We start from the raw sequence: 17532 nt of genomic DNA, 5'->3' as shown, positions 1-17532 counted from the left end.
TAATTAGCCTTTAAATTAATCTAGTTCAATTCGCTTGTTGAGGAATCGGTATGAAATATCAACTAAGAAGTTTACAACAACGAACATCAGGGCAAGTACAAGTACTGAACCCTGTACAATAGGGAAGTCTCTCATCCGGATAGCGTCAACTACGAATCGTCCTAAACCATTGATTGCAAATACTGTCTCTGTTAATACTGCTCCTCCAAGCAAGGCGCCGAATTGTAAACCAACTACAGTTACAACTGGAATCAGCGCGTTTCTGAGTGCATGTTTATATATAACGTAGCGTTCTTTAACACCTTTTGCTCTTGCCGTTCTGATGTAATCAGCATGAATGACTTCCAGCATGCTTGATCTTGTCATTCGTGCAATAATTGCCGCACCGGCAGTACCTAATGTAATAACCGGAAGCACAAGCTGCTGCGGTGACCCCCAGCCTGATACAGGGAACCATCCAAATCCTAATGAGAAATACTGGATAAGCATAAGTCCAAGCCAGAAGTTAGGCATGGATAAACCGAACAAAGCAACAATCATGATTAGTGAGTCAGTTACTGTGCCTCTTTTAGTAGCTGAGATAATTCCTGCAATCAAACCAATGAATATACTCAGTATCGTACTATATAAGGCAAGTTCCACAGTCACCCAGAAACGGGCGCCTATTTCCGAGCTTACCGCCCGGCCGCTTCGGATAGAATTCCCAAGGTCACCCTGCACAGCTCCGCTTACGAAGTTCCAGTATTGCACCGGAAGAGGCTCGTTTAAGCCGAGTCTTTCTCTCATTTGCTCTACTTGTTCTTGGTTTGCTTGTTCACCAGCAATTATCTGGGCAGGGTCGCCGGGAATTAAATGCATAAGCGAGAATACTAATATAGTAACACCGATTAATACCGGTATTGTTTGAAATATTCGTCTGATAGTATAGGTTAACAACGGGCTTCACCTCTCTTTTTATTTCATTTTAGGATCAAGTGCATCACGTAGTCCGTCGCCAAATAAGTTAAAGGCAAGAACTACTGCCACAATTGCAAGGCCAGGGAACAGGGCGATATGAGGATGCTCCCACATATAGTTTCTTCCTGCACTCAGCATTGCTCCCCATTCAGGTGTAGGAGGCTGTGCTCCAAGCCCGAGGAAGGAAAGGCCGCTGGCTGTAAGGACTGCTGTTGCAATCCGTAAAGTAGCCTGAACAATGATCGGTGACATAATATTTGGCAGTACATGTTTAAAAATAATTCTCGTATCTGAAGCTCCCAAAGCTCTGACAGCATCGATATACTCCAGTTTTCTTACCGCAAGTGCCGAACCGCGCACAATCCTCGCGAATACCGGAATAGAGAAAATACCTACCGCGATAATTACATTGTTTAAGCTTCCTCCCAGTACACTTACGATTGCAAGAGCAAGCAGAATTCCAGGGAACGCAAGAAGAACATCCATAATACGCATGATAACTGTGTCAGTACGTCCACCGTAATAACCTGAAATCAGTCCAAGAAACACACCAGCGACACAACCAAGGGCTACGGATACAAATCCGATATAAAGCGTAATTGACATCCCGTGAACAATCCTAGTGAAGATATCTCTTCCCTGATGGTCTGTTCCAAACCAGTATTCGGCAGAAGGACCTTGAAGCCGGTCTGGTATGTTAGGCTGGCTTGGATCCATTGTCGTCAGCAGCGGACCAATCCATGAGGCAAGAATAAAAAACAAAATAAGAAATCCACCCGCCATAGCAATCTTGTTTTTCTTTAGTTTCTTCCATACTATCTTCAAATTTTCTATTTGGGGGTTAGGCGGTTTTACTTCCTTGTTTGGCGAAGTTACAGTTTCTGCCATAATAACATCCTCTCTTTCCTTTATAATTTTAATTATTTAGTTTTAGATAACCCTTTTGCTGTATTAACTCTAATGTAAATCTTCAGAAAAATCCCAATATAAAAAATTTGAAAATGGTAGATTTAACTGCAGAAAAATTAAAGTTATCAAGGTTGAATTATATCATTTGCGAGCAATTTGACAAGTGTTTTGGAGAAAATTGTCCTATATATAATATTGGCAATTTGTTTTGACAGCAGAGAGGACGCGGTTATTTTGGTTTATAATTAAAATTATATTTGTATATTAATGAACTTAAAAAACTATAAAGTTCGAAAACTTAAAAGTTTTAAATTGTTTAATCTTGTAATTTTATTTTTAATAGTGTAGTTTAATATTATGGTTTTCTAATCATTAATTTACTTAAGGGGGATAAACACATGTTTCGAAGCAAGACTTTGAAAACTGCGGCGCTGTCTGCTGCGATGGTAGTTGGTTTGGCTGCTTGTGCAACTGAGCCGGGCAACGACAATGGCAATGACGGAAACGCAGATCCTGCTAATAACGGGAACAACAATGAAGAGAATGTTGGCAATGATGCTGACGGCAACGATGAGGACAACAACGACAACGACGCTAACACAGCAGGAGAAGGTGCAGAAGGCGGCGAGCTAATCATAGCACGTACTTCAGACGCGCAGGCGCTGGATCCGCACGGTTCAAACGATGTTCCTTCCAGTGATGTTCAGGTTAATATCTATGAAACATTAATTAACCAGACAGAAGATATGGAACTTGAGCCGCTTCTTGCAACGGAGTGGGATCTTGTCGAAGATGATCTATGGGAATTCCACCTTCGTGATGATGTAACATTCCATGATGGTTCTGAGTTAACTGCAGATGTGGTTAAAGCAAACTTTGACCGGGTGCTTGATCCAGATGTAGCTTCCCCAAGAAGTTTCCTTTTCAATATGATTGAGGAAGTTATCGTAGTTGACGACCACACTGTTCAATTCCAGCTTGAATATCCATTTGCTCCGTTTCCTTCACACTTAGCTCACTCCGGTGGTGGTATTATCAGTGGTGATGCGATTGAAGCTGATTACGAAGAAATGGAAAATGGCGGATCACCAGGTGATTATATTAATGAAAATCCAATCGGTACAGGATATTTTGAATTTGAATCCTGGTCTACTGGCGATGAAATTGTACTTAATAAAAACGAAAATTACTGGGGAGAAGAAGCTAAGGTTGATACTGTAAGATTTATCGTATCTCCTGAGGATCAGTCCCGAGTAGGTCAGCTTCTTACTGGTGAAGCGCATATCGTTGACCCAGTAAGCCCAAGTGATATTTCTATGGTAGAAGGTGAAGACGGTGTAAGCATGTATCATACTGATACTTTAAGCTTATCATACGTTGGTTTTAACACAGAAAAAGAACCATTTGACGATCCACAGGTACGCCAGGCTATCTCAATGGCAATTAATAAAGACGAAATCATTGAAGCCGTGCTTGAAGGTACTGGTACACCAGCGGTTGGACCGATTGGTGAGCAGGTATTCGGATTCAGTGATGATGTAGACCCTCTTCCATACGATCCTGAAAGAGCGCAGGAATTACTTGCTGAAGCAGGATACGAGGATGGATTTGAAACTACAATCTGGACAAACGACAACCGTGAGCGTGAGCAGATTGCGGAGCTTATCCAGGCATATCTTTCTGTAATCGGTGTGGACGTAAGCATTGAAGTACTTGAGTGGGGCGCGTATCTTGACAGCACAGCTGCTGGCGACCACGACATGTTCATTCTTGGCTGGGTTACTGTAACAGGTGATGCTGACTATGGTATGTATTCTCTGTTCCACTCTTCTCAGCACGGTGATCCAGGTAACCGTTCATTCTTAGCAAACGATGAACTGGACGAAATCCTTGACCAGGCCCGTGAAGAGGCTGACGAGGCAACTCGTGAGGATCTCTACGAGCAGGCAATGGAAATCTTAGTTGAAGATGCTCCTATGCTTTATCTTTACCACCCGGAATATAATGTTGGTGTAAGAGACGAAGTACAAGGTCTCTGGAAGCATCCAAACGGACTTCTTCAGCTTCGTGATGTAACAATCAACTAATTTTATTTCTGAAACAGCCCTTACTTAGATGTAGGGGCTGTTTTTTTGCGGAAATTCATAAAAAAAAGGATGGTATTTTACTATAAGAAGGAAATAACTCATATCTGTCGAAAAAGAATTTAAGTAATGATGAGAGGAGAAGTACTTATGAAAATATTAGTTCTTGGTGCAGGCGCTGTAGGGGGGTATTTTGGAGGCCGCCTTGTTGAGAAAGGCGAAGATGTAACCTTCCTCGTCAGAGAAAAAAGAAAGCAGCAAATTGAGGAACATGGTTTGACAATTAAGAGCAGGCATGGTGATTTTTCTTTCAGACCCCAATTAATTACTGCTGATTCTCCAGACGAACCTTTCGATGTTGTTATCCTTGCTGCAAAGGCATACCACTTGGAGGGCGGCCTCAGAGCAATTGAGCCTTTTGTGAGAGATTATACAGTCATATTGCCTTTATTAAATGGTATAGAACATTTGGAAGATATCCGAGCCTATTATTCTCCGGAACAAGTGATTGGAGGTCTTTGTTTCGTGGAAGCAACGCTGGATGAATCAGGGGACGTAATACAGACAAGCGATATTCATGATGCAGTTTTCGGAGAGTGGGATGGTGAAGTGTCAGACCGGATGAGAAATCTTTCTGAAGCATTTTCGGGAACGAAGACAAACTTCCGGCTCAGCAGCAACATACAGCAGGAAATGTGGCATAAATATTTATTTATAACGACCTTGTCCGGCATTACCTCGCTGATGAGATCTTCCATAGGACCCGTCAGGGACACCCTTGAAGGAAGAACATACATACAACAGCTGTTTGAAGAAATCAGGCTTACAATGGAGGAGGCTGGAGCGCCTCTAGCTGAAGGGATCGTTGAAAAGCAAATGCAGATCATCGATAATCAGGATCCTGGTATGAAATCGTCTATGCTGAGAGATATTGAAAGAAACTCAGCCATTGAAGCGGATCATTTGCAGGGCTATCTTCTTCTTCTCGCCGAAAGACACGGAGTGGAAACACCTCTGCTCCGGCTTGTATATCAGCATCTGAAAGTCTATGAAAAAAACAGAGGCTAAGAAGGAAGAAAAAGAGCCGCCTGCATCAGGCGGCTCTTTCAAATTGACTTATTTTAACGTTTATGGTGTTTCGATAATAGTTACTTGAACATCTCTTCGGCCAAACTGAATTGCTTCGTCTTTTGTAGCCATGTGAAGATCGATGCGGTTTCCTTTAATAGCTCCGCCGATATCACCTGCAACCGCACGCCCATAACCTTCCACTTCTACAATTGAACCAAGAGGAATTACGTTAGGATCAACTGCTATAACCTTTTTATTCGGATTGTTGTTTAAATCCTGTCCAGTGTAAGTGATCCCGGTGCAGCCTTCACAGCCTGCAGTGTATGCTGTTGCTTCCATTGTCATAACGTTTCCGGAAGGCTCATTTGAGTTATCGGAAGAGTTACTTTCACTGGCGGATGATGTTTCTTCTGATTTTTCGGATGTCTGTGCTTGTCCTTCAGAAGAACTCTCTGAAGACTGGTCTGTACTCTCAGACTGGCTGGAATCTGAATTTCCGGACTGTTCACTTGAAGAGCTGCTGGACTGCTCAGATGAACTGTTATCTGAACTTGCTGAAGCAGTTCTCAATGCTCTCACAGCTTCATGGAGGGCACCGTAAGTGTTTGGACCAGCAACGCCAGCTTCATCACCTTCAACGCCATAGTCTCCCTGGAAGTCTGACACTGCACTTTCTGTGATAGGCCCAAAAATACCGTCAAGCTTTGCTTTATAATATCCAAGGTCGGCCAAATCTTCCTGAAGATTTAATACCAGTAAGCCTTCATCACCTTTTTCAGGGGAGAAAAGAGCTCCAAGTGTCTGTTCTCCGGCAAGGCCATCAACGATTAAGCCGTACTCCTCCTGAAAGCTTCTTACAGCTTCCTTAGTTTGTTTATCGTATTCATTGCTGAATTCTTCTCCATCTAGTAAATCCTGTTCTGCGAGTAGTTCTTTTAATTCAACTACATGCTCATGAGCTTTTCCCTGGTAGAGAAGTTTGTTGCCAAGCTCATTTTCTTCGGCAGCAGATGCCTGTCCGCTGTTTAATACGAGGGCACCGAATGCCACAGCTGTAACTCCACATACTTTCATAGATTTAAGTATTGTGTTTCTCAATTGGAAAACCTCCTTATGTTTTAGTCTTTAATCAAAGGACATTCCTGCCTTTAATTAAGACAATGCTAATCCTAACAAGCAAAAAAATAGTATTCAACCAAAAACCCCCCTTTTAATAACAATGAAAAGGGACTGTTATATGCTGAAACATTTCTGTTACAAAAGAATCAGTTCTGAAATACTGATATTCCACTATTTTCATAGACAGGTAAATTAAACAATAGGAAATATGAGCTGAATTTATTGGGGCAGAGGGGCAGTAAAGGCAGTATACAGGGAAAAGAAAAACTGGATAGCTGTCAGGCCTGCTTTCTTGCGTGCCAGGTTCGGTAATTGGTATGCTAAAGAAAATTGAATGAGAAACTACCGCTGGAATAACATTTTACGGTTCGTTACATATAAAATGGATAAAAAAATGATACTACCTCTGAAAGGGGAATGCCAGTAGTGATTCATCGAAAATCAGCAAGAGAAATTGAATTAATGAAGGAAGCAGGCAAACTGGTTGCTGAAATTCACAGAGAGCTTGCCCGTATAATTAAACCAGGTGTCAGCAGTCTGGAGATTGATTCTTTTGTAGAAGATTATATGAAAAAACATGGAGCTAAACCTGCACAGAAAGAATATCAAGGTTATCCTTATGCTACATGCGCATCCATAAACGATGAAATCTGCCATGGTTTTCCCAGAGTTGCACCATTGAAAGACGGAGATGTCATTACAGTTGATTTTGTAGCAGATTTAAACGGTGGTCTTGCTGATTCTGCCTGGACATATATCGTCGGAAGTGTTTCTGACGAGGTTAAACAGCTTTGTGAAGTCACTAAGAATGCTCTCTATATCGGAATTAAAGCGGCACAGCATGGGAATCGCACAGGAGATATCGGGGCTGCTATTGAGAAATTTGTGACACCTTATGGTTACGGAATCGTTCGTGATTTCGCTGGTCATGGAATCGGCCCCACTATTCATGAAGAGCCAAGCATTCCTCACTTTGGCACAGCCGGAAAAGGCCAGAGGCTGAAAGAAGGAATGGTTATTACTATTGAACCGATGATAAATACAGGCTTCTGGCCGTCTCAGATGGATAGTAACGGATGGACAGCGCGAACTATGGATGGAAGCCTTTCTGTACAATATGAACATACTGTATTAATTACAAAAGACGGACCAGTAATTTTGACAGAACAAAATACTAACAGTAATGTTTAATGCAAAACTGTTTCTCTGTTTATCAGGGAAACAGTTTTTTGCTCTTCCTTAACAGAGGGGCAGGAGTAGTCTCCAGGTATGCTTTCAATATGGGCAAGCACCATGGCCTGAATCCCACATATTTTATAAAGAGTGATTGAATGAAAGGGAGGGAACTCCGTGTATAATAACAGACAGTTTCCTGGTTTTATGAATTTGTTGTTTCCTCAGTCTCAGGCAGGCCAGCAAGGGTGGGGAGGACTGGGCTCCTTGCTTGGTCTGCCGCAGAATTGGTTTCAGCAGCCTCCTGGGATGGGGCAGCCTCCGGCTGTCCCGCCCCGGCCGCCTTTTGGCGATGGAGGAATGATGCCTCCTTATGGGCCACCAGGTGCCGGCCAGCCACCTGGCCCCCCGCCAGGACCGCCCCCATCCACCCTGCCAGGGCAGCAGCCTGGATACGCCCCAGGACCAGGAGTGATGGCGGTTGATCCTGGTGGGATGTATGGGTGTTTACACAGATATACAATAGTCGTTCTTGAAAGCGGAAGAAGGTTTTGGTTCTGGCCGGTTTTTATAGGGAGAACTTCCGTTGCAGGATACAGATGGAACCAGGCAAGGCAAAGGTGGTCATATACAGGGCTGGATACGCGGCAAATAAGATCTTTTGAGTGTTATTGATTTATACCGGAAAACTCCTGAAAAGCGGTAACCTGCTCCTGAGGTTATTATAATTCAGGAGTTTTCTTATAGGATTTATGATAAATTAAAGAAACTATTAAGATAACGCCCTGAAACGACTGAAAAAGTCAGTAAATAATTGTATAATAAACTTACAGAATTGAAAGAATTTTTCACTGAGCCCTGTCATTACATCGGTATTTAATAGTTGGGGAAGGGGAGAGGGAAAATGATTATAAAAAAGTATATATCAGCAGCAGAGATGTTAGCGAGAGCGGAAGATGTGCTCACAGAAAAGGAAGCGGAAAATAATCTTCCTTTAGGCTTGCTTAAAAGGCTGGCTAAAGAGGAAGAAAATAAGAATGCAAGAGAGGAAGGGGAAAGTCCGCTCCTCGTGCTCGTGGAAAATGAGAGCGAACATATAGAATTTATCATGGTGCAAACTCCGCCGCAAAACCTCGTCATTTGTGGTAATGAGGAGGCTGTTGAACGAGCAGTGCTCTGGCTTAAAGAAAATAAGGTGGATATTCCCGGAGTTGTAGGCTGCAAGCCTGTGGTGGAGAAATTCGCTAATAAATGGAAAGACGAAACGGAGTGTAACCTGCAGCTTTTTATGAAGCAGAAAATCTATAAACTTGAAACGTTAAAAGAATTTCCCCGGAAAAAAGGGAGGCTTTGTTATGCGACAGAAGATGATATCGCTCTTGTAACATACTGGACGCAGTGTTTTTATGAAGAGGCCCTTGAACCTAAGGAAAAGCTGCAGGCAGAAGAGTTTATAATGAAGGAAATAAAATGCAACAGAATTTTCCTTTGGCGCGATGAGAACGGTGTCCCTGTATCTATGGCCAAAAGATCGAGGGAATCGGAAAATGGAGTCACTGTAAGCCTGGTCTATACTCCGGATGAATACAAAAAGCAAGGATATGCAACAACATGTGTGGCTGCGATGAGCGAATGGCTGTTAAAGGAAGGGTTTAAATTCTGCAGTCTTTATACGGACGCAGATAATCATGTATCCAACCGTGTTTATTTAAAAATAGGCTATGAACCTATAGCTGATTCTGTGGAATACCGGTTTATTTCAGGAACAGGGCAAAAAAAAGCTGAGGACAGCGGAGCGAGTATTTAAGAGAGGAGAGATCAGTCTGAAGACGCTTGGATTAATAGGAGGGATGAGCTGGGAGTCCACCCTGGTTTATTATAAAGCCCTGAATGAGCAGGTAAAAATACACCTTGGAGGACTCCACTCAGCAGAATGTATTCTTTACAGCGTTGATTTTGCGAGAATAGAAGCTATGCAGAGGAGCGGTAAATGGGAAGAAGCAGGAGAAGAACTTGCGGATATAGCACGGAAGCTTGAAAAAGCAGGTGCTGAAGCAGTTGTGCTTTGTACAAATACAATGCATAAGGTTGCTTTTAGAATGGAAGAAACTATAGCTGTTCCGTTCCTTCACCTCGCTCAAGTGACAGCAGACAGGATTACTGGTGACAGTGTGGGCAAAGTGCTCCTTCTGGGTACGAAATATACGATGGAAGAAGATTTCTTTTTTAACAGGTTAACTGCTGCCGGATTGGACGTATATATACCTGACAAGGACGAGAGAGAGGAAATTAACAGAATCATTTTTCAGGAGCTTTGTCTGGGGAAAATTAGGGAAAGCTCACAACAAAAGGTGAGAGATATAATTAAAGTTTACAAAGAAAAATATGAAATAGAAGCAGTGATACTTGGCTGCACAGAGCTTGAGCAGTTATTCAGGGAAGGGGAAGAACCAGGAGTCAGACTGTATGACACCACTGAAATACATATAAAAGCAGCTGCTGATTTTATGCTTGGAGGGTGACCAGTTAACGGTCGCCTTTTTATTTTGAAGTGGATATCTTCTGTGAAGAAGAGGAGTATGGTTTACAGATTTTTTAAAATATTTTACAACACATATAAACAGACAACTAATTGGGTCGAAATTATAGATAGGCACATCTTTGATTCAAACACCAATACAATTGATAAAGGGGAATTCACATGACACATGACCACACACTGGAAAAAAGAAACTGGCTGCTTATCCGACTGTATTTTTTCTCTTCTGTACTAGGCACAATTATTTTAATTGTTGGAGGGAATGCAGCCTCTTCTGTTATTACGGTAGCATTGATCGGTCTGACTGCCACAGCAGTTATGTTTCTGATGCACAAATTCCGATTATATATACATTTTATTCCATACCTAATTATTTTGAGTCTTGGTGGAATGGTTTTTACCCTTATACATTTCAGACCGGCTGTATCATCTTATTTGCTTACATATTATTCACTGGTAATTGCTTCCCTCTATCATAATTATAAATATATGATAGGAGCTGGATTTATCGGTCTTCTGGCGACAAATTATTTTCTTATTTTTCATGGTGAGCAGGCAATTGCCGGATTTGACGCCTCGTTTTATACCTCTGTAAACCTGCTGTATGTCCTGATTGCAGGATTGTTAATTACGCAGACGATTTTAGGCAGCACAATGCAAAAGAAGAGTGAAGCACTGGCAAATGAAGCTTTGAAATCAAAAGAGGAAATAGAAGGTATGCTTGAAAAAGTAAGCTGCACGGCTGACACTCTCGATGAACTTAATGAAGAACTGCAGGAACATGCAAATACAACAAGCCAGTTTTCAAACGAACTGACGGTAACCTTTAATGAGATTGCCGGAGGTGTGGAAAGCCAGGCTGACAGTGCCTCTGAAATGAGCAGTTCTGTTACTGCTATTGATGACGAAGTTAAAGTTATTTCAGATGGTGCTGGACTGATGTACAAATATGCTGAAGAAACTAATTCATTTGTTCAGCAAGGGGCGCAGAAAGTACAGGCACTCCAGGAACAAATGGCGCAGGTAAACAGCATTATGAAAGATACAGCAGTGGAGATGAATGAACTGCGGGAAGCCACATCCAAAGTGGGGGATATATTAGAAACGATCTCAGACATTGCCGATCAGACAAACCTGTTAGCTCTTAATGCAGCAATTGAAGCAGCAAGAGCGGGAGAGAGCGGCCGGGGCTTTGCTGTAGTTGCACAGGAAGTGAGAAAACTGGCGGAGTATTCCCTGAAATCCACCAGAGAAATTACTCCTATTCTGAGCAGTATACAAACAAAGGCTAGATCAGCTTCCGAGCGGGTGAGTGAAGGGGAAGTCACTTTCCAGATCAGTGAACAAATCACCAGGGATACAGGAACGGCTTTTAAAGTAATCGAAGGTAATGCGAATGAAGTGAAAGAACAATCAAGAGAAATGGAAGGGAAATTAGCCTCCTTAAACTCTTCTTCCAGGGAAGTAGTAGATGAAATTAATTCTGTCTCGAGTGTTACAGAGGAGCTTAGCGCCTCTGTAGAAGAAGTGCTTGCAAGTGTAGAGGAGCAGAACGCAAGAATATTATCAATGACCGAAAAGGTGAATGAAATTGATAAGCTGTCAGGAGAATTAAAAGGTCAGCTCCTTAAAAAGAGCTGAGATAACCAGAAAAGCTAGTTAACGGAATGAGAATCCGTATGTGCTGAGTTACTTGCCGGTGCGGATCCTCGTTCCGTTATTTTTTTGAATTCCTTATTTTTAAGCAGGATTTAGGGTCCTGGTTCCGTTATTCCCTAGTTTTCAGGGCCAAAAGAGCTATCTTTACAATTTTTACTACTTGTACTTGACAATTAACAGAAGAGTAATGATAAAGTAGTAAAAAGCAGAATATTGGAAAAAAATAAACTCCTATTCCTGGAAAGAAGGTGAGTCGATGAATTTTTATAAAAAGGATGATGTGCTTCAATCCATTTTAAAAGATGTACTGGATCAGGAAACTTTTGCATGGGCTGACAGGGAACTCACAGAATTCGGAGAGCTGTGCGGCGGAGAGTTTGATGAACGGGCCGCCTATACGGATCGTGATGGACAGCCTAAGTTATTGAAATATGATAAATATGGTAATGACCAGTCTTTTATTTGGCTTAATGAGGGCTACAGGAAGACGGTGGAAGAGACTTATAACAGGGGGATTGTAGGATATCTCTACAAAGACATTCCCACTCTTGGAAAAAAGGGGAATTATGTGTATTCATTCGCCCAGGGATATCTGCTTTCCCAGACAGAACCTGGTTTTTACTGTCCTGTAACTTTGACTATGGCTGCAGCCTATTTGATCGATAATTATGCAAGCCAGAATTTAAAGGTAAAATATATGCCGCATCTTGCTTCAACAGGAGAAACAGAATTATTTGAAGGGGCGACATTTTTAACAGAGAGGCAAGGCGGCTCCGATGTAGGTGCTAATGAGACAAAAGCTGTGCTGGAGGCTGATGGAACATACAGATTATACGGGGAAAAATACTTTGCCAGTAACGCTGGGGCTTGCGGAGTGGCTACTGTGCTTGCAAGGACAGAGGGAGCCCCGGAAGGAACAAAAGGTCTGTCCCTGTTCCTTGTACCGTGGAGGAAGGAGGGCGGCAGCCTGAATGGTCTTTCTGTACGCCGGCTCAAGGACAAGCTTGGAGTACGTGCAGTGCCATCAGCAGAAGTGGAGTTTAACGGTGCCGAAGCTTACCTCATCGGAGAAAAGGAGCAGGGTTTTTATTATATGATGGAAGCCCTTAATTTGTCGCGAATATGTAATGCAGTAGCCTCTGTGGGAATTATGCGGAGAGCGTATACCGAAGCTGTCAGCTATGCAGCTGAAAGAGACGCCTTCGGACAAAAAATTATAAATTATCCTATGGTTCAGGATTCACTTGTCAGAATGGCAGTGAAGCTTGAAGCTGAAACAGTAAGTGTGTTTGAACTTGCGAGAATTTATGATGAATGGTGTGAAGGAAGAGAAATTCCTTCAGAAGAAAAAGATGGCTTGCTACGCATGCTCATAGCGCTGTTAAAGTCTGAAACAGCGGAACAGGCAATTCATTTTGCCCATGAAGCAATAGAAATGCATGGAGGAAACGGTTATATTGAAGATTTTGTTACTCCAAGGCTGTTAAGGGACGCACAGGTTCTGACTGTCTGGGAAGGAACAGCGAATATTCTGGGTCTTGAGGTCCTCAGGCTCATTAAAAAGTATAATATGGACGATTTGTTTCTCCAGCTTATGGAAAAGGAGATTGCTGCATTATCCTTTTATGATAAAGCAATGATTGAATGTGCCGACCAGGCTCTCGTGCTCTTAAAGAACGAGTTTGCTGAACTGAAATTAATGAACGAATTTGAAAAAACGCGAAACATTAAGGAATTGCAGAAAAAAATGGTCACCTTATTTGAAAGCGTTCTCTTATTAAAGCGGGCTGAAAATGGAGACGAGAAAAGGGAAATTACAGCAACAATTTATATTAAAGATAAGCTCCTCCCTAATCTGGGAGAACAAAAACAGTCCTGGTCACTTGAAGAGGGGCTCAAAATTCTTGGAATTAAGGAACCTGTAAAACGTTAATGATTGACTATGGACCTGTACGGCTTACGCTGTATTAAACCGGCACCTTCGTATATGCATAACACACCGCCGATGGACCGGGATAAAACCAACGAAGATAAATAAATTAATCAGAAAGAGGCCGGGGAAAACCAGCCTCTTTTGCCTTATATACTAGGTGAAATACTCTATTTTTGCTTCAGGAAAGTACTGTTCAATGTTTGCAGAAAGTGTCGCTTTAATATCTTCCTGTTCTTCATTTTGATATACATATTTCCCGATCCCGTATTTACCCCATTTATATTTCCGTGCTTCTTCATTTAATTCCAGCTTTGTCATAGGGTAATTTTTCTGAATAACCCGTTTTGCCGGTTTTGTAAACCGGTGCTGGATCAACTCAAAAGTAATATCATCCCTTGCTTCAGAAGGAAGGGTCTTATCAAGCAGCCGGAACATGTTTTCATAGCCTTCCTTCCAGCCTTCATGAAGATAAATCGGAGCAACGATAAAACCAAGAGGATAACCAGCCTGGGCCACTTTAGCTGCAGCTCCTATCCTGTCTTCCAGAGCCGAAGTGCCGTGTTCAAAATTCTTAATAACATAATCTGCATTTATGCTGAAACGAAATCTTGTTTTTCCCTGGTGGTCAGCATCCAGGAGATGATCCACATGATGGTATTTTGTCACAAAGCGGAGTTTTCCATGGTCTGACTTACCGAAAAACTCAATTGCTTTTTTCAGAGAATGGGTTAAATGGTCGATACCAACAATATCAGAGGTACACGCCGCTTCAAATCGTGTATGTTCGGGAGCTCGCTCCTCCATATATTTTTGCGCAGAGTCGAAAATTTCATCGGTGTTCACATATGTTCTGATATATGGCTTACTTCCCATGGTAGTCTGCAGATAACAGTACTGGCAATGCCCCATACACCCTGTAGCGAGAGGAATTGCATATTCAGCAGATGGTTTTGATGTATCAAATTTTAAAGTTTTCCGGACACCAACCACTAAAGTGGATTTCGCATTTCTGTATTTTTGGAAATCATTTTTCCCTGGTATATTACGCACCTGGTTATGGGAAGTAGTCTGGCGTATTTCCAGACCCATGTTTTCAAACTTATCTTTGAGCATTGCTCCAAGGGGATATTCAAGTGCCCTTGGTTCAATATATACTAACTGGGGAACAAACGGTTTTATTGACATACTCCTTCACCTGCTTTTCTCCTCTTTTTTAAGATATTAGATCTGCCAGTCGCCCTGCAGAGTCTCATCTCCAAAATAAACATTATACATTTTTTGTGCTTCCTCTTCGGTAGGGAAAATGGCACTGTCGTCTGTTAAAGGGAAGTATTCCTCAAAAAGAAACATAACGAGACGGCCAGGATGGTCAGGATGTTCAGTAACGGAAGCCTCCTGAATTTCCGCAACTGATTGTGTATGGGGGTTTCTGGTTATTACGTAAACACTGTCTCCTTCCTGGAGATGTGATATATCCATTTATTTCTCCTCCTCCTGTGGTATGTCTTTCTTAATATTAGGTAAGGAGAAAGACAATATTCAGCCTGGCAGCTGGTTAATTATGCCGGGGGAAAGAGCGGTCCAGCAATTAAGATTTTTTCACAGAAAAACAGCACGCCCCTGCAGCAGGACGTGCTGTTTACTGATAATACTGTTTTGTTCTGGCCAGTGTAATATCGCCTGGAGTTATTTTTCTTTATCATCGCTAAGATTGTGAGGGTCTTCAGGATCTTTTCTTGGTGTATTGTGCGATTTCTGTTCCTCCTCATTCCCGGCGGACTTTTTATTGCCAGCGTCTGCAGACTCCGTTGTTGTGTATAAGCTCATGCTGCTGTCGAGAGAGGACTTATCTCTATGGTTTGAGTCATTATTTTCAGGTGCCTGGGCCTGTTCTTTCAGTTTTGCTTCCAGTAAAGTAACCCGCTCCTGCAGCTGCAGGAACTCGTCCCGGGGAACTAACTCAAAGTCTTCAAGAAGCATGGTTCTGACCGAATCCCTGGAGCGGGATGTCCATTTTTCTTCGGTTTCCTGTCCCTTTTTAATAAAACTATCATACATCTCATCGGCTTCTTTCGGAGTGATCTTACCTTTAGCAAGTAATTCATCAAGATATTTTTCTGCGCGCTCCTTACCTGTTACTGCGGCACCGAGCCCCAGCAGAAATCCTTTTTTTAGCAGGTCGCTCATATTCTCGCCTCCTGTTAATGAATGAGTTTATTTATATTTCCGTTCCTCAGTTATCCAGTTTTTATGCTTTCTGAAAATGAGAATACCGGTTGTTAATGAGATTATCGCTGCGCTTCCAGCAGTAATCTGCATAAGTTCACTGCCAGTCCAGACAGCTAAAAAAACAAATACTAATGAAATTAAGAAAGCAGAGAGGGAAAACGCAATTCCCATAAGCAGGCGATGATGATTAAATCGGTGCCACTCTCTCGCTTCTTCAGACGTACGCTGATGTTCCGGAGCCTCTAGCCAGGTGTTTAGGTTGCGGGGAACTTCCAGGAGCGGTTTCGCAGCTTCCTTTAACACCTGGTATTTGATGTTTTCATCATTTTGACCTGTTTCTTCTACCCATTCCCGGACAATGGGCTTTCCTAACTCAATAAAATCAATTTCAGGGTCAACAATAGTTAGAACTCCTGTTGCGATGGCGGATGCCCTGATTAAAAAAGCATACTGTGCCGGTAGCTGGATAGGTTCTTTTCTTATGATTTCCTGAACATCACCGAGAAGATGTTCGATTTTTTCCTCGTCGGATACCCCGGAGGAATCCTCCAGGTAAGCTTCAGAAAGAGTTTTAAACGTATCCTGCAGTTTCTTTTTATCAGTGTTGGGAAGAAGAAAGCCAAGTTTTTCGAGCTGGCCTATCACCAGAGGGTAGTCTTTTAAGACAAACCCCTGTATCATCTGGCGCAGATGTAAAGCATCGTCCCGTTTTATTTCACCGATCATTCCAAAATCGATAATAATAATCCGGCCATTTTCGTCAACAAGGATATTGCCCTGGTGAGGATCGGCATGGAAAGTGCCATGATGGAGCAGGTGTCTGAAAATGAAGTCATACAGTTCCTCTGCAATTTCCTTTCTGTTCAGACGGTGCTTATCCAGAAACTCAGTATCCGTGACTTTTGCTCCTTCAACCCATTCCATGACGAGAACGCGTTTTGTACATAGTTTTTCATAAAAATCGGGGATGTATATACTCTCTGTATCCTGAAATCTCTCGCGGAATTCTAGCCCGTTTTTCAGTTCCTTTCTATAATCCAGTTCATTCCCTATCGTTGTTACCATTTCTCTATGAAGAGCCTTCAGATTAACTTTTTCTCCAAAGGAAGTAAAACGTTCCGAAAGCCATAACACAATTTTCAGAGCCTTAAAATCCGTGTGAATGATTTTATCGATATTATGCCGCTGAATTTTTACAGCTACATCTGTACCATTATTCAGCGTTCCTTTATACACTTCGCCGATAGAGGCGGAAGCAATAGGGTCCGAGGATATCATCTTCAGATGATCTTCTTTTTTTCTTCTCCATTCCTCTTCCAGTATTTCCATAGATATTTCCGTGGGCACCGGGGGAACCTGGTCAGACAGATCGTCAAGTTCATTTATAAAGGCTTCAGGGAATATGTCTCCTCTCGTGCTCAGAAACTGGCCCACTTTAATCATTAAACCTCCAAGGGAGATAGACTTATCCCTGTATTCTATTGCTTGTTTTTTTAGCAGATCAGTCCATTTTTCATTGGTAACTGAGTCCCAGTTTTTATTTCTTTTTTTAAACAAATAAAGCTGGAGAATAAATTTGACAAACATAGAAACGATAACTGTAATGCGGTATAACGAGCGTTGCTTCAAGTTTTTGCCACCTCCATAGCGGTGAAAGATACTCAGTTAATTTAATGGGTTTTGTACCAGGAGTGATAGGCAGCTGAAAATATCCCATGCCTGGAATCTATTACTCTGATTATGAAATAGCATAGTTTTTTTACCTCTATTCCCCAAAAGCTGTCATAATATGTCTCACTTTCTAATGGATTAAATAAACACTTGACCAAATAACAAACAAATGTTTATAATATAAACTA

At 42.0% G+C, this 17532-nt stretch carries 15 protein-coding genes; 8 read left to right on the top strand and 7 right to left on the bottom strand.

Features of this window, described 5'->3' with window-relative positions:
- Positions 1–15 precede the first annotated feature (15 nt).
- Positions 16–936 (bottom strand): nickel ABC transporter permease, encoded by a 921-nt coding sequence (gene nikB / locus BK582_RS23735; protein WP_088035875.1) that lies wholly within the window; start codon positions 934–936, stop codon positions 16–18.
- 18 nt (positions 937–954) lie between these two features.
- Positions 955–1845 (bottom strand): nickel transporter permease, encoded by an 891-nt coding sequence (gene nikC / locus BK582_RS23730; protein ID WP_078597405.1) that lies wholly within the window; start codon positions 1843–1845, stop codon positions 955–957.
- A gap of 419 nt (positions 1846–2264) precedes the next feature.
- Between nikC and BK582_RS23725 the strand changes: the two genes are divergently transcribed.
- A complete protein-coding gene (locus BK582_RS23725; protein WP_078597404.1) occupies positions 2265–3953 on the top strand; it encodes a glutathione ABC transporter substrate-binding protein in 1689 nt (562 codons plus the stop codon).
- Between the two features lie 147 nt (positions 3954–4100).
- The gene (locus tag BK582_RS23720) at positions 4101–5018 is read left to right on the top strand and encodes a ketopantoate reductase family protein (RefSeq protein ID WP_078597403.1); all 918 of its coding nucleotides are present in this window, start codon (positions 4101–4103) and stop codon (positions 5016–5018) included.
- A 60-nt stretch (positions 5019–5078) separates the two neighbouring features.
- On the opposite strand, the gene BK582_RS23715 is transcribed toward BK582_RS23720, so the two are convergent.
- Positions 5079–6119, bottom strand: coding sequence for a peptidoglycan-binding protein (locus BK582_RS23715; RefSeq protein WP_078597402.1), 1041 nt, complete (start codon positions 6117–6119; stop codon positions 5079–5081).
- A 447-nt stretch (positions 6120–6566) separates the two neighbouring features.
- On the opposite strand from BK582_RS23715, the gene map reads away from it, so the two are divergent.
- The 6 genes from map to BK582_RS23685 all read left to right on the top strand — a co-directional run bounded on the left by map (position 6567) and on the right by BK582_RS23685 (position 13444).
- Positions 6567–7331: a type I methionyl aminopeptidase gene (gene map, locus BK582_RS23710; protein WP_078597401.1), complete on the top strand. Its 765-nt coding sequence runs from the start codon at positions 6567–6569 to the stop codon at positions 7329–7331.
- A 159-nt stretch (positions 7332–7490) separates the two neighbouring features.
- Positions 7491–7988 (top strand): hypothetical protein, encoded by a 498-nt coding sequence (locus BK582_RS23705; protein ID WP_244895509.1) that lies wholly within the window; start codon positions 7491–7493, stop codon positions 7986–7988.
- 229 nt (positions 7989–8217) lie between these two features.
- Positions 8218–9120: a GNAT family N-acetyltransferase gene (locus tag BK582_RS23700; protein ID WP_078597400.1), complete on the top strand. Its 903-nt coding sequence runs from the start codon at positions 8218–8220 to the stop codon at positions 9118–9120.
- Complete coding sequence (locus BK582_RS23695) at positions 9095–9835, top strand: aspartate/glutamate racemase family protein (protein WP_420841254.1); 741 nt, start codon at positions 9095–9097, stop codon at positions 9833–9835. Before BK582_RS23700 ends, BK582_RS23695 begins: the two co-directional genes overlap by 26 nt.
- A 179-nt stretch (positions 9836–10014) precedes the next feature.
- The gene (locus BK582_RS23690; protein WP_078597398.1) at positions 10015–11493 is read left to right on the top strand and encodes a methyl-accepting chemotaxis protein; all 1479 of its coding nucleotides are present in this window, start codon (positions 10015–10017) and stop codon (positions 11491–11493) included.
- A gap of 274 nt (positions 11494–11767) precedes the next feature.
- Positions 11768–13444, top strand: a complete 1677-nt coding sequence (locus tag BK582_RS23685; protein WP_078597397.1) for an acyl-CoA dehydrogenase family protein — start codon at positions 11768–11770, stop codon at positions 13442–13444.
- Between the two features lie 153 nt (positions 13445–13597).
- On the opposite strand, the gene splB is transcribed toward BK582_RS23685, so the two are convergent.
- From splB to BK582_RS23665, 4 genes are all read right to left on the bottom strand, one after another.
- Complete coding sequence (gene splB / locus BK582_RS23680; RefSeq protein ID WP_078597396.1) at positions 13598–14629, bottom strand: spore photoproduct lyase; 1032 nt, start codon at positions 14627–14629, stop codon at positions 13598–13600.
- 36 nt (positions 14630–14665) lie between these two features.
- The gene (locus BK582_RS23675; RefSeq protein ID WP_078597395.1) at positions 14666–14923 is read right to left on the bottom strand and encodes a transcriptional regulator SplA domain-containing protein; all 258 of its coding nucleotides are present in this window, start codon (positions 14921–14923) and stop codon (positions 14666–14668) included.
- Positions 14924–15130: 207 nt separating this feature from the next.
- On the bottom strand, positions 15131–15631 hold the full coding sequence (locus BK582_RS23670) for a phasin family protein (protein WP_078597394.1): 501 nt from the start codon (positions 15629–15631) through the stop codon (positions 15131–15133).
- A 27-nt stretch (positions 15632–15658) separates the two neighbouring features.
- Positions 15659–17302, bottom strand: coding sequence for an ABC1 kinase family protein (locus tag BK582_RS23665; RefSeq protein WP_078597393.1), 1644 nt, complete (start codon positions 17300–17302; stop codon positions 15659–15661).
- Between the last annotated feature and the right edge of the window lie 230 nt (positions 17303–17532).

This window comes from Evansella clarkii (genome assembly GCF_002019695.1).
GTDB lineage: Bacteria > Bacillota > Bacilli > Bacillales > Salisediminibacteriaceae > Evansella > Evansella clarkii.
The sequence above is the reverse complement of the archived record's forward strand: the minus strand, read 5'-3'. Positions and strand labels throughout refer to the sequence as shown.